Source organism: Mesorhizobium sp. P2_H9 (assembly GCF_056403215.1).
Genome location: NZ_JBFUFX010000021.1, coordinates 60,838 through 82,958 on the forward strand (window position 1 = coordinate 60,838; position 22,121 = coordinate 82,958).

Sequence of the window (22,121 nt, forward strand, 5' to 3'; positions counted from 1 at the left end):
TGAACCTAAGCCAAGACAGAGGAATTCGCAGATGACGGCAAAACCGCACACCGATGCATTTGACCCGAAACCCGTTCTCGATCTCATCGCCAGCATCGAGGCCGACCTGCAGCGGCTGAAGGGCCTGGTCGAACAGCAGGTCGAAAAGTTCGACCCCGCCAACCCGCACAACAAGGCGCCCGACGGCAAGCTGACCGAGGAGGGCGTCGAGTGCTGCTACCGCATGTTCGACGAGGGCAAGTCGCGCTATTCGGTGGCCCAGCAGATGAAGATCTCCTTCGCCGCCGCGACGCATCGGTTCAACACCTGGCGCAAGATGGGTGGGGCGAAGCGGCAGCGGGCGCTACTGGGCTAGGATTGAGCAGATAGGCCCGGCGGACGGCAACTGCCGATGTCGGCGCCGCCCCTCATTGCCCTGCCGGGCATTTCTCCCCGTAAACGGGGAGAAAGAAGCCGACCGGAACGCCGCCGCCCTCCTTGCAACGTTGGTGATTGGCAAAAATGGTCGACTACAGCGTCCTTCTCCCCGTTCACGGGGAGAAGATGGCGGCAGCCAGATGAGGGGCAGCGCTGCCTACGCATCATGACCTTCCAAACTTTGTATCGGTCACATTTTTTCGTTGGCATCGTGCAGCCCTTTACGTGCAGCATGGGCGATCTCATTTCCGCGGGACCTCGCCATGACCACCCCTCCCGGCATCGCCGACATCCGCAGCGCCGCGGCAAAACTCTCCGGCCTGATCGTCGAAACGCCGCTGATCGAATCGCTTGAGCTGAACAAGCGCTTCGGCGGCCGCATCCTGTTCAAGCCGGAGACCTTGCAGCGCACCGGCTCCTTCAAGTTCCGCGGCGCCTACAACAAATTGTCGTCGCTGAGCGAGGAAGAGCGCCGCCGCGGGGTCGTTGCATTCTCCTCAGGCAACCACGCGCAAGGCGTTGCCGCCTCCGCTGCCATGTTCGGCGTCAAGGCGGTCATCGCCATGCCGTCCGACGCGCCAGCGATGAAGATCGGCAATGTCCGCAAAATGGGCGCCGAGGTGGTGCCGTTCGACCGCTTTCGCGATGACCGCCTGACCGTGGTTCGGCCCTACATAGACAAGGGCATGGTGCTGGTGCCGCCCTTCGACGACCCGGCCATCATCGCCGGCCAGGGCACGATCGGCCTTGAACTGATGGCTCAAGCCAAAGCGCTCGGCGTCAGCCTCGACGCGGTTTTTATCCCGTGTGGCGGCGGTGGCCTGAGCAGCGGCATTTCGGTCGCGGTCAAGGATGCTTCGCGCGATACCGCCGTCTGGGCGGTGGAGCCCGAGCATTTCGACGACACCCGCCGCTCGCTCATCAAGGGCGAAAGGGTCTCGAATGAACCCGGCCACAGCTCGATCTGCGATGCGATCCTCACCGCCGAGCCAGGCGAAATCACCTTCGAGATCAACCGCAAAAACCTCGCCGGCGCCATCGCCGTCTCCGACAAGGCGACGGCACAGGCGATGCGCGATGCCATGGCCTATCTCAAGCTGGTGGTCGAGCCCGGCGGCTGCGTCGCGCTGGCGGCGCTGTCGTCAGGCGAGATCGATCTCGCCGGCAAATGCGTCGCCGTGGTGCTGTCCGGCGGCAATGTCGATTTCGGCACCTATGCCGAGATCATGGCGGCGGCGTAGGCTTCAGTCGAGCGTCCGCCTGAACCGCACCAGCGCCACCCCGGCAAACAGCGCCACGAACACGACCAGCCAGCCGATCTCCGTCGCCACCGCCGGCAGTTCGGCGCCTTTCAGCATCACCGCGCGGATGATGCGCAAGAAATGCGTCAGCGGCAGGATCTCGCCGAACAATTGCGCCCAGCCGGGCATGCCGCGATAGGGGAACATGAAGCCGGACAGCATGATCGACGGCAGGAAGAAGAAGAAGGTCAGCTGCAGCGCCTGCATCTGCGTGCGGGCGATGGTCGAGATCGTGTAGCCGAGCAGCACAAGCGCGAGCACGAAGATCAGCACGGCGGTGAGCAGCAGCGACATCGACCCGGTGAAGGGAATGGCGAACAGAAGCTTCGCCGCCGCCAGCACCACCACCACCTGCACCGCGCCGACCGCCAGATAGGGCAGCACCTTGCCCATCATGATCTCCAGCGGGCTGGACGGCATCGCCAGCAGGTTCTCCATCGTACCGCGCTCGGTCTCGCGCGTCAGCGCGATCGAGGTCATCATCACCATGGTCATCTGCAGGATGACGCCGAGCAGACCGGGAACGATGTTGTATTGCGAGATGCCTTCCGGATTGTAGCGCCGGTGCACCACCACTTCGAGCTGGCCCCTGGCCGCCTCGGTCGCCGCCTCCTGCGTGCCGCGTGCCCGCAGCAGCGCCTGGTTGGCGACGGTGCCGAGCGTCGAGATGGCGCCGCTGGCCACCGCCGGATCGGTGGCGTCGGCCTCGATCAGGATCTGCGGGCTGTCGCCGCGTTCGACCCGGCGGGCGAAATCGGCCGGGATGGTGACGACGAAGGCGACATCGCCGCGCGACATCAGGAATTCCGCCTGCGCGGCACTTTGCGCGACATAGTCGAAGCGGTAGTAGCCGGTGGTCTGCAGCGCCGACACCATGGCCCGGGTGTACGGGTCGCTGCTCGTCGCCACCAGTGCCGCCGGCAGGCTCTTCGGATCATTGTTGATGGCATAGCCGAACAGCACCAATTGCATCAGCGGCACGCCCAGCATCATGGCAAAGGTGATGCGGTCGCGCCGCATCTGGATGAACTCCTTGATCAGCACCGCGCCGAGCCGGGCGAAGGAAAAGACGCTGTTCATGCCATATTGTCCCTGGAGCCGGACATGAACTGGATGAACACGTCTTCCAGGCTGGTCTCGCCCGGCGTCACCGTCACCCCCTTGTGCTCCTTCTCGACATCGGCGAGCGCTGCTTGCAGCTTCTTCCTGTCGGAGCCGACGACATGGAGCGTCGCGCCGAACGGCGCCACCTGGTCGACGCCGGGCCGGCCACTGAGTGCGGCAGCAACCTGGTCGAGGCGCGGGCCTTGCACGACAAAGGTCGTCAGCCCGGCATTTTTCACCACCTCCTCGACCGTGCCGGTGGCCAGCATCTTGCCATAGGAGATGTAGCTGATGCGGTGGCAGCGCTCAGCCTCGTCCATGTAGTGGGTGGAGACCAGAACGGTCAGCCCGCCACTGGCGAGGCGATGGATCTCGTCCCAGAATTCGCGCCGCGCTTTAGGGTCGACGCCCGCCGTCGGCTCGTCGAGCAACAATAATTTCGGCTTGTGCATGATGCAGGCGGCCAGCGCCAGCCGCTGCTTCCAGCCGCCGGACAGCGTGCCGGCCAGCTGGTCTTTGCGCGAGGTGAGCCCGAGGTCCTCAAGCGTCTTCGCCACATGCTCGGCAACCGGCTTCAGCTGATAGAGCCGCGCCACGAATTCGAGGTTCTCGCCGATCGTCAGATCCTCGTAGAACGAGAATTTCTGCGTCATGTAGCCGACTTCGCGTTTGATCCGCAGGCTGTCGGTGCGGATGTTGAAACCCAACACCGTGCCTTCGCCCTCATCCGGCGTCAGCAGGCCGCACATGATGCGGATGGTGGTCGTCTTGCCGGAGCCGTTAGGGCCGAGGAAGCCGACGATCTCGCCTTCGGCCACCGTCATCGTCACATGGTCGACGACGGTCTTGTCGCCAAAGCGCTTGACCAGGCCATGGACGTCGATGGCGTTCATTTTGCCTCGTCCACCAGATCGACATCGACGATCTGGCCCGGCTGCAAGGCGCTGGCATCACCCTCCGGCCGCGCCTCGACCAGATAGACCAGCTTCTGCCGGTTCTCGAGCGAATAGATCACCGGCGGCGTGAATTCCGGATCCGGCGAGACATAGCTGACGCGGGCCTTCACCTCCGGCCCGCAGCCGTCGCAATGAACGCCGAGCAGCGTGCCGACCTTGACCGACGAAAACGCGCTTTCCGGAATATAGACGCTGAGCTTCACCGCGCCGTCCGGCAGTATCGAAATGACTGGCGCCGTCGGCCCGGCGGTGTCGCCCGGATTGCGGATGACGTCGTTGACGCGGCCGGGCGAGGGTGCCGCAAGCACGCGCTTCGACAGCCGCCACCCAGCCTGCTCCAGGGTCGCCTGCGCCTGCTTGACCTGGTTGTCGGCGGCCTTGATCGTCTCCGGTCGTGCCGGCAGGCCGCCGACGGCGAGATTGGCCTCGGCTTGGCCGACCTGCGCGTTGGCCGTCTCCAGCGTGGCGGTCGCCGTGTCGAAATCGGCCTGCGTGCCGGTGCCGCGCTTGAACAGGTCGCTGGCGCGGTCGTATCTGCGCCTGGCGTCGGTGGCTTGCGCTTTCGCCATGTCGACTTCCGCCTTGAGCACCGCAATCTCTTCCGGCCGCTTGCCAACCTGCAAATCGGCCAGCTGCGCCTGTGCTTGGGCAAGGCCCGCCTCGGCCAGCGCAACGGCAATCTTGGCGTCGGCGCTCTCCAGCGTCACCACTGGCGTGCCTGATACGACGCGGTCGCCGCGCTTGACCGCGACCGTCTCGACCTGCGCCACCTCGATCGGCGCCAGCAGCACGTAGTCGCCCTCGACATAGCCGACAGCCAGCGGTGCTGCCGGCGCGCAGGCGCTGAACAGCTGCGCGGCGAGTGGCAGCGAACAGAGAAAGCTCATGGTCTTTGCCTCTTCCTTGCAGCCAGTATCGCGCTGAGATTGCCCGATGTGGCCGCCACCACCTTGGCCGCCTCGGCGGCGCCGATGTCGTGCCAGCCCATGCGCCGCATCACCGCCTCGCGGCCGATGCGGAAATAGATGACCTGGCCGATCAGCGTGAACACGGTGAGCCTTGTCGCCTCGCTTTCGGCTGCCTCGCCGGTCGCCTGTTCCCAGATCAGGCAGAGCCGGCGATGCGTCGGCTCGAACACGCCCTCATAGATGCGGTCGAGGGCCGCGGTCGGATGCGACAATTCACGAAGTACAAACTGTACGATCTCGCCGGCCTGCGGACTGGCCACGATAAAGGTGACCATCCGCTCCAGGGCGGCGAAGAGTTGCGCCCGCGCCGCTTCCGGGTGGCCGGCGGTCGCTGCCTGCGGGCTGCCCATCGCCTGGCCGGCAATGGTCTGGATGGTGTCGACGATGTAGTCGGCCGCTGCTGCGCGAAGCCCTTCCTTGCCGCCGAAATGGTAGGCGATCGAGCCAATATTGGCTTTCGCCTCGGCCGCAATCTCGCGCGTCGAGGTGCCGTCAAAACCCTGCCGCCCGAACAATTTCAGCGCCGCCTGCACCAGCGCCGCGCGTGTCGTGTCCGCGGCTGATGGCGGCGTCTTGCTCATGGTCTGACTTTATTCAATCGATTGATTAAAGTCAATATCCCTACGACTCTGGCTTGCCATGTCCGGTCGCACACGCTTTAGTGCGCGGCCATGGGCAAGGAAGTCGAACGCAAATTCCTGGTCTCCAGTGCGGAATGGCGAGATCTGGCCGAGGCGGATATCCGCATTCGCCAGTTCTATCTTGCCGCAGCACCGGGCCGCACCGTGCGCGTGCGCATCAGCGATAGTGCTTCTGCGATGCTGACGCTCAAATTCGGCAGCACGGCCCGCGAACGCGACGAATTCGAGTATCCAATCCCTCTGGCCGAGGCGCAGGAGATGCTGGCCTTCGCCATCGGGCGTGTCATCGAGAAGACACGTCACCATGTTAGGCACCGCGGCTATCTCTACGAAGTCGATGTTTTCGGCGGCATGCTGGCTGGGTTGGTGGTCGCCGAACTGGAGACGCCGGAGGACGTGCCGGACGAAATGCTGCCTGCCTGGCTCGGCCGCGAAGTCACCGGTGAGTCGAGATTCTACAACGCGTCGCTCGCCCTTGGGGGGATTCCGGAGATCGCCGCATGAGTTTTCGTATCGATCCACGCCTGCCGCTGACCGGCGAGGTCAGGCGCATCCTTGCCGAAGAGATCGGCAAGGCGCTCATTCATCTGGACGTCGCGCGCAGCCGGCCGGAACAGGCACTGCACAAATGCCGCAAGAGGCTGAAGAGCGCGCGCGCCTTGCTGCGCCTGGTCCGTTCCGGAGACGAAACGTTCTGCGATGCTGAAAATCATTGCTACCGCGAGGTGGCGACCTTGCTTGCCGGTCCGCGCGAGGCGACCGCGCTGGTCGAGACGATCGACCGGCTGGCAGCGAGCTTCCCCGAACACAGCACCGGTGGCGGCCTCGATGCCGTGCGCGACACCCTCGTCGCGCGCCAGAACGAGATGCATGGCGGCGCCGGTCTTGGCGCTGCGATAGGGGCAGCGATCGCCGCTTGCGAGGAGGGCCTCGCGCGGGTCGAAAAGCTTGCTTTGCCCGACCAGCCGGAACAGGCCGCCGACGTGCTTGCCGAAGGCGCCCGCATCGCCTTGCGCCGTGCCAGAAAGGCGCTGGACAAGGCCGGATCGCGCGGCGAAGCCGATGACTTCCACGATCTGCGCAAAGCCGCCAAGACCCACAGCATGCATCTGTCGCTGCTCGGCAGGCTATGGCCGACGCCGATCAAGACCCGGCGCAAGGCGGTCGACGAACTTGGCGAACGGCTGGGCGAACTGCACGATGTCTTTGTGATGCGCGCGCTGCTCGAAGCCGATGACCAGCCTCTCGGCGAGCCGCAGGACACCAAGCTTCTCGGCAAGCTGCTCAAGCGCTCGGAAAAAAGCCTGAAGAAGACCTGCCTCGCCGAAGCCGCCGAGCTGTTCGGCGACAGCCCCCGGCGCTCGACACGGAAGCTCGCCCGCAAGGTGCGCGACGATCTGGCCGGGGCGGCGGCTCAGGAAGAAGCTGGCCTGCCCATCGCCGGCTGATGATGGCCCAGACCGCCGGTCTGTGGTAATCGCCATCTACGATGACTGCGCCCGCCGAAACGCTTCTCGACCGCCTTGGCCGCTGGCTTGCCGGCCGGCTGCAGGATGAATCCTCCGGCTATGAGCCCTACACGCCGTCCGACGCCGAAACGTTGCGCCGGACGCTCGAGCCGGGCGACATCCTGCTTATCGAGGGCAACCAGAAGATCTCGGCGGCGATCAAATACCTGACCCAGTCGACCTGGTCGCATGCGGCCTTCTATGTCGGCGATGCCCTGGCTGAACCGGAGGACGGATCGGAGCGGCGGCGCCTGATCGAGGTCACGCTCGGCGAAGGCTGTGTCGCCGTGCCGCTGTCGCGCTATCGCACCTATAACACCCGCATCTGTCGGGCGAGCGGCCTGGCGCCGGAAGACCGCGACAAGGTCGTTGCCTTCATGATCGGCAAGCTCGGCCTGAAATACGATCTCAAGAACATTTTCGACATGCTGCGGTTTTTCTTCCCCACACCGCCGGTGCCGGTGCGCTGGCGCCGCCGTATGCTGGCCTTCGGCTCCGGCGACCCGACGCGCGCCATCTGCTCCACGCTGATCGCCGAAGCCTATGGCCAGATCCGCTATCCGATCCTGCCTGAGATCACCCGCGCCCCCGGCCGCGCCTCGGCGCAGTCGACCTACATGCGCAAGGAAATCCTGCACATCCGCCACCACTCGCTCTACACGCCGCGCGACTTCGACCTGTCGCCGTTTTTCCGCATCGTCAAGCCAACGCTGGAATATGGTTTCGACTATCGGGAAATGGTCTGGGACGACAAGGCTGCCGATGCATAGGCGAAAGCCGCCGAGCAACTCTCAGAGCATGATCCCGAAAAGTGGGAACCGGTTTTCTCGGACAAACGAGAACTGTTTTGTCCAGAGATCATGCTCAAACAATCAGATAGAGCCCATCCCGATTCCATCGGAATGAAACAATGCTCTAGGCGAGCCCGGCTTTGCGCACGGCGTCGGCAAAGGACCGGCTGACCGGAAGCAAGGCATCGTCGGCCAGCTTCAGGAACAATTTGCCGTCCCTGCGCCGGCTGCCGGTGACGGCATCCAGCGCCACCCAATGCGAGCGATGGATTTGCAGCCCGGCAACATCGCCGGCCTCGCGTATGGCATCGGCAAGCCGCATCAGAACCAGCGTCGTCCCCTTGTCGGTATGCACTTCGACATAGTGGTCCTGCATCGAGAGGTAGGCGAGCTTGCCGCGGGCGGCATGCGGCAGGCGGTCGATCAGCGGCGGGCGCGCTGGTTGCGACGGCGCTGGCGACACGCGCTGGTCGGGCGTCGCCTGCTCCTCCTCGGTTTGCACAACAGATGGTGGCGCGGCGCCGACGCCTGCTTCGCGTGGCGGGCCGCTACCGGCCAGTGTCGTCAGGAAGGAAATTGCCGCAGCGATCAGGCTGCAATTGACGAACAGCTTGGCGACATCGGCGGCGGGCGGAACCGGGCCGCCGAACAGTGCCAGGTTGAACGCAAGCACGACCAGCGCCACCGGCAGGCCGGCGGCAATGCCGGCAATCGCGCTGCGCGCCGGCCGCGTTCCCTTGGCGCCGAGCAGGGCGCCGAGCGTCAGCTTGATCGAGAGATAGCCGACGGCAAAAGTGGCGAGCGCCAGCGCCAGCCAGTAGGCCAGCCGCGGCATGAGATCGAGCTGCTGGTAGGTGCCGAACGGACCGGTGATGCCAAGCACCAGCGAGACCACCAGAATCGCTCCCCAGAAGCGCGGCGAAAACAGCAGCGCCTGCATTTCGCGAAGCGTGAGATGCAACAGCATGTCTTTCACGTAGCCGTTCGTTCCTTCCCGAAGCCGCGTTTGCCGCGGCGCCGCCGGCTCAGCATGGTGCCGATGAACCGCAGCGCCAAGCGATACCGCGCCGGCGGCAACCCTTCAACCGCACACGGAGTTTTCGCAATGTCTCTTCTCCTCGCCCGGATCACCGACATCCTTTCCCACACGCCGCTCTGGGTCTGGCCCTTGATCGCCTACGGCCTGTTCGTCGGCTGGAACCGCACCAGGGATCGGGTCGTGGCGCCGTCGCGCCTGTTCATCATGCCGGCATTGATTGCCGGCCTGGCGCTCTACAATCTGCTTTCGTCCGGCATCTCCGCCGGCGGGCTGCTCGGCTTCGCCGGCGGTGCGGTTGCCGGCACGCTGGCCGGCATGGCCGTTGCGCGCCGCCGCCCCGCCAGATTGCTCGACGACGGCCGGCTGGCGCTGCAGGGCGACTGGGTACCGCTGGCGATCATCGTCGCCATCATCGTCATCCGCTACGCCAAAGGCGTCGCTCTCGGTCTGGATCCCGCTCTGGCTCAAGACACCGGCTTCGTGCTGGCGAGCGCGGTCCTGTCGGGTTTTCTGGCGGCAATGATGATTGCCCGCACCATCGGCCTGCTGCCGTCAGGGGTCTTTCGCGCCGCCGCACGGTGACCAGACTATGCCGGCAGCGGCCGCCGTCCCTTTGCGGTCACGGCAGGCCGCGCGCCGGCATCCCTCGGGTGCGGCCCGATCGGCATGATCGCCTCAAACGGCGTCGCACCGAAGGCAAAGGTCCATTTGTAGCCGGTGAGCCCGTCTTCGGGCGTCGTGTGCTGGTCGTGATGGGCGAGCAGCTTGGCGCGCTCCGCCAGTTCCTCCGCCTCGCGCCGCACCATCTCCGCCGTCTCCGGCCGCATCCGCCTGGAGAAGCTGACGAAGGTCGCCTCCTGCTCCAGATGCGTGATCGCCCAGCCGATGAAGTTCTTGTTGGTCATCTCGAACAGCGGCCGCAGCGGTCCTTCGAAATTCCACTGGATCGGCGTCTCGACCAGCAGCCTTGCCGTGAGACCGCGGCCGAGCGCCACCAGGCCGAGTTCCTCGAGATCGCGCAGATAGAGGAACATCGAGGCCTCGCTCAAGCCTTGCGAGCGCATGATGCCATCGGGGGTGAATTTTTCCGACAGCATGACGAAGATGAACAGCAGCGCCGGCCGGCCGGCGAGCTTGAGTTCGATTTCCGGCGCCACGCGGTTGGCCGGCCCCGGCCCCCGGCTCATCGAGCCGAGCACGTTTTCCAGTTCGACGCCGGCTGCCGAGCAGATTTCCATCAGCCGGTCGAGCTTGCAGTTGCATTCGTGAAAAATGCGCTTCACCGTCGGTTCCGAAACGCCCATGCGCTCGGCCAGCACGCGATAGGTGACGCCCTTCGCCTTCAGCGTCCGCTTCAGCGCCTCGAAGATCAGGCCATTCATGAGATGCACCTCTTTTGCGCAATTTCGTATCGATATTCGATACTAGTGGCAATCGGCCTTCCGCAAGAGTATCGAAAAGCCTAGCTCTCCGCCATCACCGAAGGAGACCCAGTCATGAAAGCCCTCATCACCTCCACAGTCCTCGCCGTCGCCGGTATGGCGATCGTGCCCGCCGCCCAGGCTGGCGAAATCTGGCGCGCGACAGGCCTCGAGCAGCCGGAATCGGCGCTGTTCGATGCCGCCAACAAGCGCATCATCGTCTCCAACATCGTCGGCAATGCCGGCGAAGCCGACGGCAACGGCTATCTCTCGGTGCTGTCGCTGGACGGCAAGGTAACCACCCAGCATTGGACCGACGGCATGGACGCGCCCAAGGGTATGGCGATTTCAGGCGGAAAACTCTATGTCGCCGACATCACCAACGTCCGCGTCGTCGATCTCGCCAGCGGCAAGCCGGTTTCGACGATCGACGTGCCGAATGCCGTCTTCCTCAACGACATGACATCAGACGCCACCGGCAAGGTCTACGTCACCGACATGCTGGCAGACGCGATCTACCGCATCGACGGCGACCAGCCGGAGCTGTTTGTCAAGGATGCGGTTCTTGCTTCGCCCAATGGCGTCTTCGCCGATGGCGGCAGGCTGATCGTGGCGTCCTGGGGCAAGGGCATCAAGGCTGACTTCAGCACGGCGGAGCCGGGCGGCCTGCTGGCGGTCGATCTCGCCAGCAAGGCAATTTCGCCATTGCCGGGCGCGCAAAACTTCGCCGACCTCGATGGTGTCATCGCCATTGGCGGCACCGTCTATGCCACCGCCTACATGACCGGCACGCTCTATCGCTACAAGCAAGGCGGCAAGCCGGAGGCAGTCATGACCTTCAAGCCCGGCAGCGCCGACATCGGCACCGACGGCAAGTCGACGATCTATGTGCCGCTGATGAACGAAGGCGAAGTCGCGGCGCTCAAGCTCGACTGAGCGCTAATGCCTCGATCAGGACGATGGCGCGGCGCTAACCCCGCCGCGCCGCATCGATTGCCGCGACGTCGATCTTTTTCATGTCCATCATCGCGTCAAACGCGCGCTTGGCCTCGTCGCCGCCTGCCGCCATCGCCTCGGTGAGTGTGCGTGGCGTGATTTGCCACGACACGCCCCATCTGTCCTTGCACCAGCCACAGGCGCTCTCCTGGCCGCCATTGCCGACGATGGCATTCCAGTAGCGGTCGGTCTCCTGCTGATCGTCGGTGGCGATCTGGAACGAGAAGGCCTCGCTCTGTTTGAAGACGGAACCGCCGTTGAGGCCGATGCAGGGAATGCCGGCAACCGTAAAATCGACCGTCAACACGTCGCCCTTCTTGCCCGAGGGATAGTCGCTCGGTGCACGGTGGACGGCGCCGACCGCGCTATCGGGAAAGGTCTTGGCGTAGAAGTGGGCCGCAGCCTCCGCCTCCTTGTCGTACCAGACGCAAATCGTGTTCTTCGGCATGCGTGCTCCTCTCGATTTCCCTGTGCTCTTCCGCTCTTGCAAAATAGGTCGCCGCCCGCCTTTCTCAACCGTGGAAAACCAGCCGCTAGCGAAGCCAATCGCTGTGTCTGCTGGCGAATCGGCAGTTCCGTCATTAGATGACGCTGACCTCCAACGCCAACGCGGTTTCCCCTCATGAAGAAAATCGGCTTTCTGTCATTCGGACATTGGACGCCCTCGTCCCAGTCGCAGACACGCTCTGCAGCCGATACGCTGCTGCAATCCATTGACCTGGCGGTCGCCGCCGAGGAGCTTGGCGCCGACGGCGCCTATTTCCGCGTGCATCACTTCGCCCGCCAGCTCAGCTCGCCGTTTCCGCTGCTGGCCGCGATCGGCGCCAAGACGAGCCGCATCGAGATCGGCACCGCCGTGATCGATATGCGCTATGAGAACCCGCTCTACATGGCTGAGGACGCCGGTGCGGCCGATCTGATTGCCGGCGGGCGCCTCCAGCTCGGCATCAGTCGTGGATCGCCCGAGCAGGTCATCGACGGCTGGCGCTACTTTGGCTTTGCGCCAGCGGAAGGCGAGAGCGACGCCGACATGGCGCGGCGTCACACGGACGTGTTCCTCGACATTCTGAGGGGCCAGGGCTTTGCCCAACCCAACCCGCGGCCGATGTTTCCGAACCCGCCCGGGCTGCTGCGTCTCGAGCCGCATTCGGAAGGGCTGCGCGAGCGGATCTGGTGGGGTGCCGCCACCAACGCTACGGCGCAATGGGCGGCGAAGCGGGGGATGAACCTGCAGAGTTCCACCCTGAAATTCGACGAAAGCGGAAAGCCGTTCCACATCCAGCAGGCAGAGCAGATCCGCCTGTATCGCGCCGCCTGGAAGGAGGCCGGGCATGCGCGCGAGCCGCAAGTGTCGGTCAGCCGCAGCATCTTTGCGCTGGTCGACGATCGCGACCGCGCCTATTTCGGCCGCAGCGACAGCCAGGACCACTTCGGCTACATCGAGCCCGAGAAACTCGCCGTCTTCGGACGCAGCTATGCCGCCGAGCCGGACGTGCTCATCGAGCAGCTGAAGGGCGACGAGGCGATCGCGGAAGCCGACACGCTGCTGCTCACCGTGCCGAACCAGCTCGGCGTCGACTACAACGCGCATGTCATCGAGGCGATCCTGACCCATGTCGCTCCGGCGTTGGGGTGGCGGTGAGCCTATCTCGTGAACGCCGGCCACACGGATCATCCGCCGCTTGCTCGCGCGGAGCTGCCGACTGACACGGCCGCTCTCGCCCGCCATCTCATCGGCAAGGTCGTGGTGCGGGCATTGCCCGAAGGGATCCTCAGTGGCCGCATTGTCGAGACCGAGGCCTATGTCGTCGGCGATGCCGCAGGGCATGGCTACCGGGGAATGACTGCGCGCAACCGTTCGCTGTTTCTCGAGCGCGGGCACGCCTATGTCTATCTCGCCTACGGCATCTCCTTCATGCTGAATGTTTCCAGCGAGATGCAAGGGATAGGAACCGGCGTGCTGGTCAGGGCACTTGAGCCGCTCGAAGGCATCGACATCATGCGGCGTAATCGCGGCGTCGAACGCCTGCGCGACCTCGCGCGCGGACCAGGACGGCTCGCCCAGGCGTTGCGGATCGATCGTTCGCTCGACGGGCTCGATCTGTGCCGGCAAGGCGCGCTATGGCTTGCAAGCGATGACCAACAACCCGGCGACATCGGGCAGGGGATCAGGATCGGCATTTCGAAAGATGCGGATCGCCCGCTGCGATTTTATCTCAGGGGCAGCCCCTTCGTTAGCGGTCCGAGATCGCTCAACGGATAAGGGCGCTATCGCCACTCGACATTGGCCCTCCACATCGCCGGGGCTGCCATCTGGTCCTGCTCTTTGCTCTGGGATATCCGGCAGCACATGAGTGCAGCCGTGAAGACACCCAGCCTGACCGGCGTCGTTTCCCCGATGATCCCGGTGCTCGTCTGTGCGCTGGCAATCTGCCTGCTGTCCGGCATGGATGCGGCGATGAAGACGCTGGTTATTGCCGTCGGTGTCTACAACACGGTGCTGTGGCGCAGCCTGGTCGCGACCGTCGTCGCCGGCGCTGTCTGGTCGGCGGGGCCGCGCTCACGGCCAACCCTTGCGGTGCTGCGGCTGCATGCGCTGCGCGCCGCGATTGTCGGCATCGTTCTCCTTTGTTTCTTTTGGGGACTCGCCAGGCTGCCGCTGGCGGAGGCGATCGGGCTCAGCTTCGTCGCGCCCCTGTTCGCCCTCTTTCTCGCAGCACTTTTGCTGGGCGAACGAATCCGGCCGCAGGCGATCTGGGCATCGCTGGCCGGTATCGCCGGCGTCGCCATCATACTGGGCGGCCAGTTCGGCCGCGCCAGCTACTCGCAGGATGCCCTGCTCGGCACGGTGGCGGTGCTCGTCTCGACGGTGTTCTATGGCTACAATCTGATCCTCTCCCGGCAACAGGCGCTGCTGGCCAAGCCGATCGAGATCATGCTGTTCCAGAACCTTTGCGTTGCAATCTTCGTCGGCCTCGCAGCACCTTGGTTCGCCGTCGCTTTGCCGACCAATCTATGGCTTCCCCTGGCAGGGGTGACGGTGCTGTCGCTCAGCGGCCAATTCCTGATGAGCTGGTCCTACGCCCGCGCCGAAGCGCAATATCTGATCCCGACCGAATACTCGGCCTTCATCTGGGCGATCGCGCTTGGCTGGTTCTTCTTCGACGAGGCGCTGGCCTGGACCACGCTGGCCGGAGCCTGCCTGATCGTCGCCGGCTGCCTGATCGCCGCGCGCGCAAACCCCAGGCTTGCCGAGCCGATCGAGGCGACAGTTTGAGCGGGCATGTCTTCCCACCCGAAAGGCTCTACCGCACGCGATTAGGCAACGGGCTTTGAGCTGCTCCAGAGGATAGTCGTATCCCGAAGCACCCGAGCCACTGAGGTGTCGTCCGCGTCGGCGATCATATGGCATGGTGATAGCATTGGCGTAGCGCTGCTCGATAGGGATGCAGCATTCTGCCCCGCAGGAGTCCGTGCGGACTCAGTTCGGCGTGCCGCCCTTGAGGTAGTCGATCTCGGGCGTGGCGGTGTACAGTCGCCGCATGTTTCGGACCTTGTTCAGAGGCAATACCACAATGGCTTGCCCGTCGAAGATAATGGCGAATCCCGAGGTCATTCTCAGAATCCGACCACTGATCACCCCCTTGTCAGTCTCGACCTCCGTTGTCGCAGCCGACATGTTGGAGATGGTACGAAGACTATCAGCGGCGCCGCAAGAAAAAGGGACGTAAATCAATGAGAAGGCGAGCCAAACCAGGCCTACGGTTCGCGTCCTGAATATCAGATTGGCAATGGCCGCAAGGCCGGCGAGCGGCAGATAGGCGAAGGCAAGATGCCCCCCGGTCGATTGGTGAGGTCCCTCATAGAAGTACCAGGACCCAGCGAGGCCGATCGCGATCAGCCCGATAGAGGTCACTATCGTGCGCATTTGGCGCTTTGGCGCATCGGCAATGAAGCGGGCAATGAGCAGCGCTAGCCACGCCGCGACCGACATCGGGAGCAGTGCGATCGATGCTCCGATCAAGAGGTCTTGCACGGTAAGCACGGAGATGAGGCTCCACTCAACCGGCGCAAAGAAACCGAGATTGTAGAGCGTCGCGCCGACCATCGCAGTGACCGACAGGCCGGTAGCGATCTCGGTCAGACTCCGCTGCTCGAGCGACAGATGCTGGCGAAGCGCCGCTATTTCAATCATCGCGCCTGCTCCACGCCGAATGGTCATTGGCGTTCAGCAGATGGCGTCGGGAGAGTTTGGCAAACATGGCGATGTTCCTCGAGTTGCGATTGCACGAACTCGATAGACCTGTCGCCTGAACTAGACTTGAATGAAGGGGCTAAGCCGTCATCGGACGGGATGCCGGAGGAAGTTGCTGGCGCAACGAACTTGGAGCGAGCCCATACATCCTACGGGTCGTTCGGCTCAGATGGGCAGAATCCGCGAAGTTCGTCGCATGAGCCGCATCGGTCCAGGATGTTCCCCCAAAGCCGAGTTCGAGCGCACAATTGAGCCTTGTCCAAAGAAGATAGGCTCGAAACGAGATGCCTGTTTGCTCGACTAAAAGGTGTCTGAAGCGCCCTGCGGAGAGCCCAACATGATGGGCCACCGCTTCGAGGGTGAGCTGCTCTCCCAATTTTGCGGCAATAAAGGCGGTGGCACGAATAATCCGCTGATCGACCAGGCTTGCTGGAACACCTCCGCAAAGAGCGTAAAGCGTCTCCAGCGCGATATCCTCGAGCTCTTCGTCGAGGTTACCATTGTCGAACGCAGAACGAAGAGCCTTGGCGTGTGGCGCTATGTCGGCTGGGGGGAGGCCCAAGATATGGTCGCCTCCAAAGCGGGCCAAAAGGGCACGGCCCAGCGCAGACTCGGGCTCGCAGAAGAGGTTGGCAGCCGTCTTGCCGGGTGCCTGGAACGAGTGCGCAAGGTCGGGCGGAATGAAAGCCGCGCCGTACGATACCCAGGCTGCCGTGTCACCCGTTCGGAACTGCACGCGATCGGACAGACCCACGCTGACCTGAATGGCATGGTGGGAGTGAAGCTCAATCGGGCCAACTGCCTGCCCAATCCAAAGGCTTCCGCCAGACCAGAAAATGATCCTGCCAATGCCTGAAATCTGCATGCGGCTTTTATGCCATAGATCTCGCAAAGATTGGAGACGGTTGACGTTCGGGCCCTTGTCGTCATGGCGTCAGTGACATTCAGCTAGTCTGCAATGGCTGGCCCGTGTCACCAACTAGAGGTCATAGATGTGAGTTCGCCCAGGTCAGGCGAACGGAAGGTTCGGACCGCGAAATCCCACGGCGAAGAAAACAAGGTAGGGTGTCGGGAGCGAAGCCGGTCGTTCGTCCTTTGGATGCCCATCAACACAACTGGACACCTGACCAAACCCGGAGTTCCAATGACCCCAACCATCACAGCTTTTGAGCGCTCACCCGACCGCGGCAAGGGACTGTCACGTGACATGCGTGTTCGCTGGGCGCTCGAAGAGGTGGGCCAACCCTACCATGTTCGGCTTGTTTCGTTCAGCGGGATGAAGGAGCCCGCGCATCGTGCGCTGCACCCATTCGGCCAGATACCGACCTATGAGGAAGGCGATCTCGCTCTGTTCGAGTCAGGTTCGATCGTGTTCCATATCGCGCAGCGCCATGCGGGCCTGCTGCCGGACGATCCGAATGCCCGGGCGCGCGCGATCACCTGGATGTTTGCCGCGCTGAGCACGATCGAGCCGCCGATCTTGGAACGGACGATGCCCATGATCGTGGAGCGCGACAAGCCCTGGTACGCGGAGCGCATGCCCATGCTCGACGGCCGCGTCCGTCAGCGGCTGGACGACCTTTCCACCTGGCTCGGCGATGCCGACTGGCTCGAAGGCGCGTTCAGCGCCGGCGACCTGCTGATGGTGACGGTGCTGCTTAGATTGAGCACATCAGGCATATTGGAGGACTATCCGACCCTCTCCGCCTATATCGCCCGCGGCGAAGCGCGGCCGGCCTACAAGCGTGCCTTCGACGCTCAATTGGCGGTGTTCACCGCCGCATCGACGGGTTGAGGCAGCGTGCTGTCTATGGATATTTCGTCTGGTTTGCGATCGCGTCCTGTAGGCTTGTATCGCCCTGCAAATCTTTTGGCGGCGGCAGACTGGAGCACTGCGCTCCTTGATGGCTGCCACGAGGCCCAATGGGCCAAGCACGACACCAAAGCCCCACCCCGGATGCTGCTTTTCGCGAACAGCGCCTACACCCCTATACCCAGACGGGTGTTCAACGCGGTCGCACCTGCGCGAGCAGCGCCTCAACCATAGGCAGCATGTTTCTAACGATGATCGCATCACCCGCTGCATTTGGGTGGTCGTGGTCCGCTTGCAGCAACTCCGGATGCCCAGTCACGCCTTCCTTGAAGTCGGCATAGAGCAAGTCTCCGTGCTTGGTCGCTAGCTCGGAGAACATCTTTGAAAACAGCTCGGCATAGTCAGCCCCGAGCCTAGACGAGCAATAGCCATAGGCCGCGGTTCCAACCACAAGCACTGGAACGCGCTTCTGGGCGAGGATACTCAGAATCTGGTCGAGGTTCGCTCGCGTGTCCTCCAGGTCGATACGAGCGCAATCGTTCTGACCCAATTCAACGATGACAACGTGGTTTGCAGGGTTCGCCTGCAGGTCAAGGCCATCCTTGGATCGCCAGCCAAGCGAGACCCCGTTCGCTGGTCGCCCTGTACCCCACCTCGACCATTGTCACTGGGTGCCCAGCGGCGTTCAGCCCAGACTTTAGCTTCGTCGCAAAGGTCTCTGTGGCTGCTACGCCATAGCTGTTGATGTAGCTGTCGCCGAGGGTGACGATTGTCGGAGGTGCATCCTCGGCATCCAAATTGCCGGCCAACCCCAACATTGCGGAAAGTGCGGCAAGGGCCACAAACGAGGCGTCACGCACTTTTGTCATGGCCTACCTCCAGCGGGACCATTCGGGGCTATCCTGGCCTAAGCCTCAGCGCCCTTGATGGATCGCAACAGCACAGTCTCACGACCGCATCGGCGAAGGAAGGTGGCCGCGCCAGGCTCATGAAGTAGCCGCCGTCGGCTATCCTGCTTCCGGTTCAGCTGCGCCCGCGCATCCCGGATCGAAGCGGCATAGGTCACCAGCGGGCGCTTGACGCCGTGGTCAGCGTGCGCCGTATCTGCGGCGAGGCGCCCGAGATGATGAGGCGCACGCCGGCGCAGTCAGCTCGGCGCTGCTGACCGGGGCTCAAGGAAGCGTTCAGCGCCGGAACGGGTCGGGGCGGCGCAGGTCTACCGGGCCGCGTGAACACGTGGTCTGTGGCGATATCGAACGCGCGCGATCACGCATCCACCCTCGCAGTCAAGATTATTGAGATATCCACCACAGCTCGCTGAGAGCTCACGTCGAAGAAACAGGAACACCATTGTCTCGAGCAAATTCTTCGACCAGGAAATCAAGGAAGACGCGGGTTTTTGGGGCAAGGTGCTGCCGGGCCGGGTAGACCGCATACAACGTGGTTTCGACCATGTTCCAGTCATCAAGCACCGATTGAAGCCGACCTAACCTCAGATCACCCTCGATATAGGAAGAGGGGATCAGGCTGATGCCGAAGCCTTCCCGTAGTGCATCGCGCACGGCAAGGCTCGACGAGACCGAATATCGGCCGTCGATGGCGATTCGCTCGATGCGACCATCCTTGCGGAATTCCCATATGTCCGGGTGGCCAGAGAGGCTGAACCGGATGCAGTTGTGCGCTTTCAAATCGGAAGGCGTTCGAGGTTTGCCGTGCCTCTCGAAATAGGAAGGCGTCGCACACAAAACGTGCGGCATGACTTCCAATTTTCGCGCGACCAGGCTGGAATCCTCAAGATTGTCGCTGGCGCGAATGGCAAGATCGAACCCCTCGCGGACGATGTCGACGCGCCTGTCATCGAGATGCAGATCGAGTTTCAGATCGGGGTAGCGCGTCAGAAACGCCGGAATTTCGGTTGAAAGCCGCGTCAAGGTGACAGTCATAGGCGCGCTCACCCGCAACGTACCAGCCGGCGCCGTCCTTGTGGGGGAAAGGACCTGATCCGCCCTCGCCAAGGCATCGAGCCCTTGCGTGACATACTGGAGATAGATCCTGCCTTCCTCGGTCAGGGCCATACGCCGGGTCGTGCGGTTGATGAGCCGCGTGCCGAGATTGGCCTCAAGTTCGGCAACGTTCTTGGTGATTGCGGAAGCAGACAGACCGAGCCGCCGTCCAGCTTCGGCAAAACTATTCAGTTCCGCCACCTGCCGGAAGACCTGCAAGGCTGTAAGGCGATCCATTAAACTATTCTCCGTTGGTAAAGAATATCTTTCAAAAATTGCATATTATCGTATTCTAGTAAATTGTCTACGGTCGTAAGAATGACGATCAATCCCACAATTGCGCTTATCGAACAGCGCGTTTCAGCCAATCTGTTCGACGCCTCGCACGTTCTAACGGATGCCGAGATCGCGGAACTGGCGCGCCTGGCAACGCGCGCGCCGAGCGCCTACAACCTTCAGAACTGGCGCTTCATCGCGGTGCGGGCCCCTGAAGCAAAGCAGCGACTGCACCGTCTCGCGCATGGCCAAGCCAAGGTACAAGCCGCGGCGGTGACCTTCATCATATGCGGCGTGCTGCCTGACCCCGCTTCTCTCGCCGGAAGGCTGCATCCTTTTGTGGAAGCCGGTTTTATGCCGTCGAACATGGCCTCGGGTTGGCAGGAAGGTTCCCGCGCACAATATGGCGATCCACAGACAGCCCGCGATGAAGCAGTGCGCTCTGCCGCTCTTGCCGCTGCAACTCTGATTTTTGCAGCCGAAGCCCTGGGCTTTGTCTCCGGTCCAATGGGTGGTTTCGATACTGACGGCGTTTCGCATGAGTTTGGCCTCGGCCCCAATGAAGTGCCGGTGATGCTCGTCGCGATCGGCCGCTCCCTGCCAGGAAATTGGCCGCAAAAACCCCGCCGCCCGCTTACCGAGGTTCTCGAACTCTCATGAAAACGACTGCTTCCGATCTGCTGCTGACGGCAATTTCGCCGGCGATATGGGGCAGCACCTATATCGTCACTACCCACTTCCTGCCGGGCTTTTCCCCGATGACGGTGGCCATGCTGCGTGCCTTGCCTGCCGGCTTGCTGCTGCTGGCGGTCGTTCGGCAGCTCCCAACGGGCATCTGGTGGCTGCGCGGCTTCGCCCTTGGGGCGCTTGACATCTCGATCTTCCTGAGCATGCTGTTCGTCGCGGCCTACCGGCTTCCGGGTGGAGTGGCCGCGACGGTGCTGTCGGTTCAGCCGTTGATAGTAGTTTTCCTCGCTTCTGTCTTTCTTGGCAGCCCAGTTCGCCCGTTCTCGATCCTCGCCGCCCTTGTAGGGATTGGAGGTGTTGCGCTGTTGGTGCTGACCCCTCATGCAGCTCTCGATGTAGTCGGCGTTTTAGCTGGTCTAGCGGGAGCGGCCTCAATGGCCTTCGGGACGGTATTGAGCCGAAGATGGCAACCGCCCGTTTCACCTCTGACGTTGACGGCATGGCAACTGACCGCCGGTGGTCTCCTCCTTGTCCCGATAGCTCTGGCTTTTGAACCATCAATCCCCCTCCCGACCGAGACTAACCTGCTTGGGTTGGCATGGCTCGGACTGATTGGTGCGGCCATGACTTATGTCCTTTGGTTCCGGGGCGTAGCGAGACTGGAATCCGCAGTGGTCTCATTCTTGCTTTTCCTCAGCCCGGTAACGGCCGTATTGCTTGGATGGGTGTTCCTCGACCAAACACTGTCGTTGCCTCAAATCGCCGGCTTCGGTTTTGTCATCTGCAGTATCTGGCTAGGGCAACGCGCGCCTCGCAGTTCGGATTAAACCGCAACATCAAGACGGGTCGTGCCTACCACACCTAAGAAGGAGACGAGGAATGTCCAGAATGATTTTTGTGAACCTGCCGGTTGCTGACCTTGCTAAGTCGAGGGCATTCTATGAAGCCGTCGGTTTCACGAACAACCCGCAGTTTAGTGATGACACGGCGGCCTGCATGGTCGTCTCAGAGAGCGTCAACGTGATGCTCCTGACCCATGCGAAATGGCAGACCTTCACGAGCCGACCCATTCCGCCAGCCACGTCGAGCGAAGTCATGCTGGCGCTGTCATGTGACAGCCGCGATGCAGTGGACGCGATGAACAATGCTGCATCGGCCAATGGCGGGACCGCGGACATCAACCCCAAGCAGGACCTTGGCTTCATGTATAACCGCAACTTGGCCGATCCCGACGGTCATGTCTGGGAAGCGATGTGGATGGACATGTCGGGCGCACCTGGCGCGGTATAAAAGCACTCTTTCGAAGGGGACCATCCGATGGCCGCGCCAAACCACAATCCCAAGGTCGATGCTTACGCTGGACAGGCTGAAGACTTCGCCAAGCCAATCCTTGCGCACCTGCGTCGCCTCATCCACGCGACCTGCCCGGAAGTCGTGGAGGAGGTCAAATGGGGAATCCCCCATTTCGACTACAGGGGCGAAATGATGTGCATCTTCGCGGCCTACAACAAGCACTGCTCTTTCAGCTTCTGGAAAGACTCGCTGATGGCCGATGCACGGCTCAGGGGGAATGCAGAATTGGCCGCCGCGAAGCGCTTCATGGGCAACCTTACGAGCCTTGCCGACCTGCCCGCCGACGCCGAGCTGACTGCTTGGATAAAGGAAGCGATGTCGCTCAATGACAGCGGCGTGAAACTCCCGCCGCGAAAGTCCAAAGACCCCAAGGAGGTAGAAATACCTGCCGCTTTCGCTGCGGCGCTCACTGCCAAGCCCGAGGTCAAGGCGATTTTCGACAGCAAGTCGGCTTCGTTTCAAAAGGAATACAATATCTGGATCGGCGAGGCTAAAACGGATGGAACGCGTGTCAAGCGGATCGAGGAGTCGTTAACCTGGATAATCGAGGGTAAAGGGCGCTTCTGGAAATATGCCAAATCTGGATGATGCT

Annotated in this window: 28 protein-coding genes; 16 read left to right on the forward strand and 12 right to left on the reverse strand. The window is 62.8% G+C overall.

Annotated elements, in window-relative coordinates:
- The first annotated feature begins 31 nt into the window (after positions 1-31).
- The gene (locus AC1DXN_RS29400; protein WP_477240290.1) at positions 32-355 is read left to right on the forward strand and encodes a hypothetical protein; all 324 of its coding nucleotides are present in this window, start codon (positions 32-34) and stop codon (positions 353-355) included.
- 325 nt (positions 356-680) lie between these two features.
- The gene (locus AC1DXN_RS29405; RefSeq protein WP_477270065.1) at positions 681-1,658 is read left to right on the forward strand and encodes a threonine/serine dehydratase; all 978 of its coding nucleotides are present in this window, start codon (positions 681-683) and stop codon (positions 1,656-1,658) included.
- A gap of 3 nt (positions 1,659-1,661) precedes the next feature.
- On the opposite strand, the gene AC1DXN_RS29410 is transcribed toward AC1DXN_RS29405, so the two are convergent.
- From AC1DXN_RS29410 to AC1DXN_RS29425, 4 genes are read right to left on the reverse strand one after another with little or no spacing between them, the layout of a single operon-like run.
- Positions 1,662-2,798 carry an ABC transporter permease gene (locus AC1DXN_RS29410; protein WP_477270063.1) on the reverse strand — a complete coding sequence of 379 codons (1,137 nt, stop codon included), beginning with the start codon at positions 2,796-2,798 and terminating at the stop codon, positions 1,662-1,664.
- A complete protein-coding gene (locus tag AC1DXN_RS29415) occupies positions 2,795-3,715 on the reverse strand; it encodes an ABC transporter ATP-binding protein (RefSeq protein ID WP_477240296.1) in 921 nt (306 codons plus the stop codon). Before AC1DXN_RS29415 ends, AC1DXN_RS29410 begins: the two co-directional genes overlap by 4 nt.
- Positions 3,712-4,665, reverse strand: coding sequence for an HlyD family secretion protein (locus tag AC1DXN_RS29420; protein ID WP_477270061.1), 954 nt, complete (start codon positions 4,663-4,665; stop codon positions 3,712-3,714). The genes AC1DXN_RS29415 and AC1DXN_RS29420 overlap by 4 nt, the downstream gene beginning before the upstream one ends.
- Positions 4,662-5,327, reverse strand: a complete 666-nt coding sequence (locus tag AC1DXN_RS29425) for a CerR family C-terminal domain-containing protein (protein ID WP_477270059.1) — start codon at positions 5,325-5,327, stop codon at positions 4,662-4,664. Before AC1DXN_RS29425 ends, AC1DXN_RS29420 begins: the two co-directional genes overlap by 4 nt.
- A 90-nt stretch (positions 5,328-5,417) precedes the next feature.
- Here AC1DXN_RS29425 and AC1DXN_RS29430 point away from each other — a divergent pair, with 90 nt between their 5' ends.
- The 3 genes from AC1DXN_RS29430 to AC1DXN_RS29440 are packed head-to-tail and all read left to right on the forward strand — an operon-like array spanning position 5,418 to position 7,665.
- Positions 5,418-5,891 carry a CYTH domain-containing protein gene (locus AC1DXN_RS29430; protein WP_477270057.1) on the forward strand — a complete coding sequence of 158 codons (474 nt, stop codon included), beginning with the start codon at positions 5,418-5,420 and terminating at the stop codon, positions 5,889-5,891.
- The gene (locus AC1DXN_RS29435) at positions 5,888-6,835 is read left to right on the forward strand and encodes a CHAD domain-containing protein (protein WP_477240304.1); all 948 of its coding nucleotides are present in this window, start codon (positions 5,888-5,890) and stop codon (positions 6,833-6,835) included. The genes AC1DXN_RS29430 and AC1DXN_RS29435 overlap by 4 nt, the downstream gene beginning before the upstream one ends.
- A 41-nt stretch (positions 6,836-6,876) precedes the next feature.
- Complete coding sequence (locus AC1DXN_RS29440; RefSeq protein ID WP_477270055.1) at positions 6,877-7,665, forward strand: C40 family peptidase; 789 nt, start codon at positions 6,877-6,879, stop codon at positions 7,663-7,665.
- Between the two features lie 145 nt (positions 7,666-7,810).
- On the opposite strand, the gene AC1DXN_RS29445 is transcribed toward AC1DXN_RS29440, so the two are convergent.
- Positions 7,811-8,653: a LytTR family DNA-binding domain-containing protein gene (locus AC1DXN_RS29445; RefSeq protein WP_477270053.1), complete on the reverse strand. Its 843-nt coding sequence runs from the start codon at positions 8,651-8,653 to the stop codon at positions 7,811-7,813.
- A 138-nt stretch (positions 8,654-8,791) separates the two neighbouring features.
- Between AC1DXN_RS29445 and AC1DXN_RS29450 the strand changes: the two genes are divergently transcribed.
- On the forward strand, positions 8,792-9,307 hold the full coding sequence (locus AC1DXN_RS29450) for a DUF6622 family protein (RefSeq protein ID WP_477270051.1): 516 nt from the start codon (positions 8,792-8,794) through the stop codon (positions 9,305-9,307).
- 5 nt (positions 9,308-9,312) lie between these two features.
- On the opposite strand, the gene AC1DXN_RS29455 is transcribed toward AC1DXN_RS29450, so the two are convergent.
- Entirely contained in the window at positions 9,313-10,107 is a 795-nt protein-coding gene (locus AC1DXN_RS29455) for a helix-turn-helix domain-containing protein (protein ID WP_477270049.1), read from the reverse strand.
- Positions 10,108-10,221: 114 nt separating this feature from the next.
- Here AC1DXN_RS29455 and AC1DXN_RS29460 point away from each other — a divergent pair, with 114 nt between their 5' ends.
- Positions 10,222-11,082, forward strand: coding sequence for an SMP-30/gluconolactonase/LRE family protein (locus AC1DXN_RS29460; RefSeq protein WP_477270047.1), 861 nt, complete (start codon positions 10,222-10,224; stop codon positions 11,080-11,082).
- A gap of 34 nt (positions 11,083-11,116) precedes the next feature.
- Here the strand turns inward: AC1DXN_RS29460 and AC1DXN_RS29465 are convergent, their stop codons facing one another.
- Positions 11,117-11,590: a VOC family protein gene (locus AC1DXN_RS29465; RefSeq protein WP_477270045.1), complete on the reverse strand. Its 474-nt coding sequence runs from the start codon at positions 11,588-11,590 to the stop codon at positions 11,117-11,119.
- A gap of 174 nt (positions 11,591-11,764) precedes the next feature.
- On the opposite strand from AC1DXN_RS29465, the gene AC1DXN_RS29470 reads away from it, so the two are divergent.
- The 3 genes from AC1DXN_RS29470 to AC1DXN_RS29480 all read left to right on the forward strand — a co-directional run bounded on the left by AC1DXN_RS29470 (position 11,765) and on the right by AC1DXN_RS29480 (position 14,419).
- The gene (locus AC1DXN_RS29470) at positions 11,765-12,784 is read left to right on the forward strand and encodes an LLM class flavin-dependent oxidoreductase (RefSeq protein ID WP_477270043.1); all 1,020 of its coding nucleotides are present in this window, start codon (positions 11,765-11,767) and stop codon (positions 12,782-12,784) included.
- Positions 12,785-12,793: 9 nt separating this feature from the next.
- Complete coding sequence (locus AC1DXN_RS29475) at positions 12,794-13,405, forward strand: DNA-3-methyladenine glycosylase (protein WP_477270041.1); 612 nt, start codon at positions 12,794-12,796, stop codon at positions 13,403-13,405.
- An 87-nt stretch (positions 13,406-13,492) separates the two neighbouring features.
- Positions 13,493-14,419 (forward strand): DMT family transporter, encoded by a 927-nt coding sequence (locus AC1DXN_RS29480; protein ID WP_477270039.1) that lies wholly within the window; start codon positions 13,493-13,495, stop codon positions 14,417-14,419.
- 204 nt (positions 14,420-14,623) lie between these two features.
- On the opposite strand, the gene AC1DXN_RS29485 is transcribed toward AC1DXN_RS29480, so the two are convergent.
- Together AC1DXN_RS29485 and AC1DXN_RS29490 are read right to left on the reverse strand one after the other, a co-directional pair.
- Positions 14,624-15,337, reverse strand: coding sequence for a hypothetical protein (locus AC1DXN_RS29485; protein WP_477240323.1), 714 nt, complete (start codon positions 15,335-15,337; stop codon positions 14,624-14,626).
- A 139-nt stretch (positions 15,338-15,476) separates the two neighbouring features.
- Positions 15,477-15,746, reverse strand: coding sequence for a helix-turn-helix domain-containing protein (locus AC1DXN_RS29490; protein WP_477271451.1), 270 nt, complete (start codon positions 15,744-15,746; stop codon positions 15,477-15,479).
- Here AC1DXN_RS29490 and AC1DXN_RS29495 point away from each other — a divergent pair.
- Complete coding sequence (locus tag AC1DXN_RS29495) at positions 15,735-16,253, forward strand: hypothetical protein (protein ID WP_477271508.1); 519 nt, start codon at positions 15,735-15,737, stop codon at positions 16,251-16,253. The genes AC1DXN_RS29490 and AC1DXN_RS29495 overlap by 12 nt on opposite strands.
- Positions 16,254-16,541: 288 nt before the next feature.
- Positions 16,542-17,192, forward strand: a complete 651-nt coding sequence (locus AC1DXN_RS29500; RefSeq protein WP_477270037.1) for a glutathione S-transferase family protein — start codon at positions 16,542-16,544, stop codon at positions 17,190-17,192.
- 211 nt (positions 17,193-17,403) lie between these two features.
- On the opposite strand, the gene AC1DXN_RS29505 is transcribed toward AC1DXN_RS29500, so the two are convergent.
- The 3 genes from AC1DXN_RS29505 to AC1DXN_RS29515 form a co-directional block, all read right to left on the reverse strand.
- Positions 17,404-17,799, reverse strand: a complete 396-nt coding sequence (locus AC1DXN_RS29505) for a GDSL-type esterase/lipase family protein (RefSeq protein WP_477271449.1) — start codon at positions 17,797-17,799, stop codon at positions 17,404-17,406.
- A gap of 1 nt (position 17,800) precedes the next feature.
- Entirely contained in the window at positions 17,801-18,079 is a 279-nt protein-coding gene (locus tag AC1DXN_RS29510; protein WP_477270035.1) for a hypothetical protein, read from the reverse strand.
- Between the two features lie 456 nt (positions 18,080-18,535).
- Positions 18,536-19,450: a LysR family transcriptional regulator gene (locus AC1DXN_RS29515; RefSeq protein ID WP_477421773.1), complete on the reverse strand. Its 915-nt coding sequence runs from the start codon at positions 19,448-19,450 to the stop codon at positions 18,536-18,538.
- 81 nt (positions 19,451-19,531) lie between these two features.
- Between AC1DXN_RS29515 and AC1DXN_RS29520 the strand changes: the two genes are divergently transcribed.
- The 4 genes from AC1DXN_RS29520 to AC1DXN_RS29535 are packed head-to-tail and all read left to right on the forward strand — an operon-like array spanning position 19,532 to position 22,117.
- Complete coding sequence (locus AC1DXN_RS29520; protein ID WP_477270031.1) at positions 19,532-20,149, forward strand: nitroreductase family protein; 618 nt, start codon at positions 19,532-19,534, stop codon at positions 20,147-20,149.
- Positions 20,146-21,003: an EamA family transporter gene (locus tag AC1DXN_RS29525; protein WP_477270029.1), complete on the forward strand. Its 858-nt coding sequence runs from the start codon at positions 20,146-20,148 to the stop codon at positions 21,001-21,003. The genes AC1DXN_RS29520 and AC1DXN_RS29525 overlap by 4 nt, the downstream gene beginning before the upstream one ends.
- A gap of 52 nt (positions 21,004-21,055) precedes the next feature.
- Complete coding sequence (locus tag AC1DXN_RS29530; RefSeq protein WP_477270027.1) at positions 21,056-21,466, forward strand: VOC family protein; 411 nt, start codon at positions 21,056-21,058, stop codon at positions 21,464-21,466.
- 27 nt (positions 21,467-21,493) lie between these two features.
- A complete protein-coding gene (locus tag AC1DXN_RS29535) occupies positions 21,494-22,117 on the forward strand; it encodes a DUF1801 domain-containing protein (RefSeq protein ID WP_477270025.1) in 624 nt (207 codons plus the stop codon).
- Positions 22,118-22,121 lie beyond the last annotated feature (4 nt).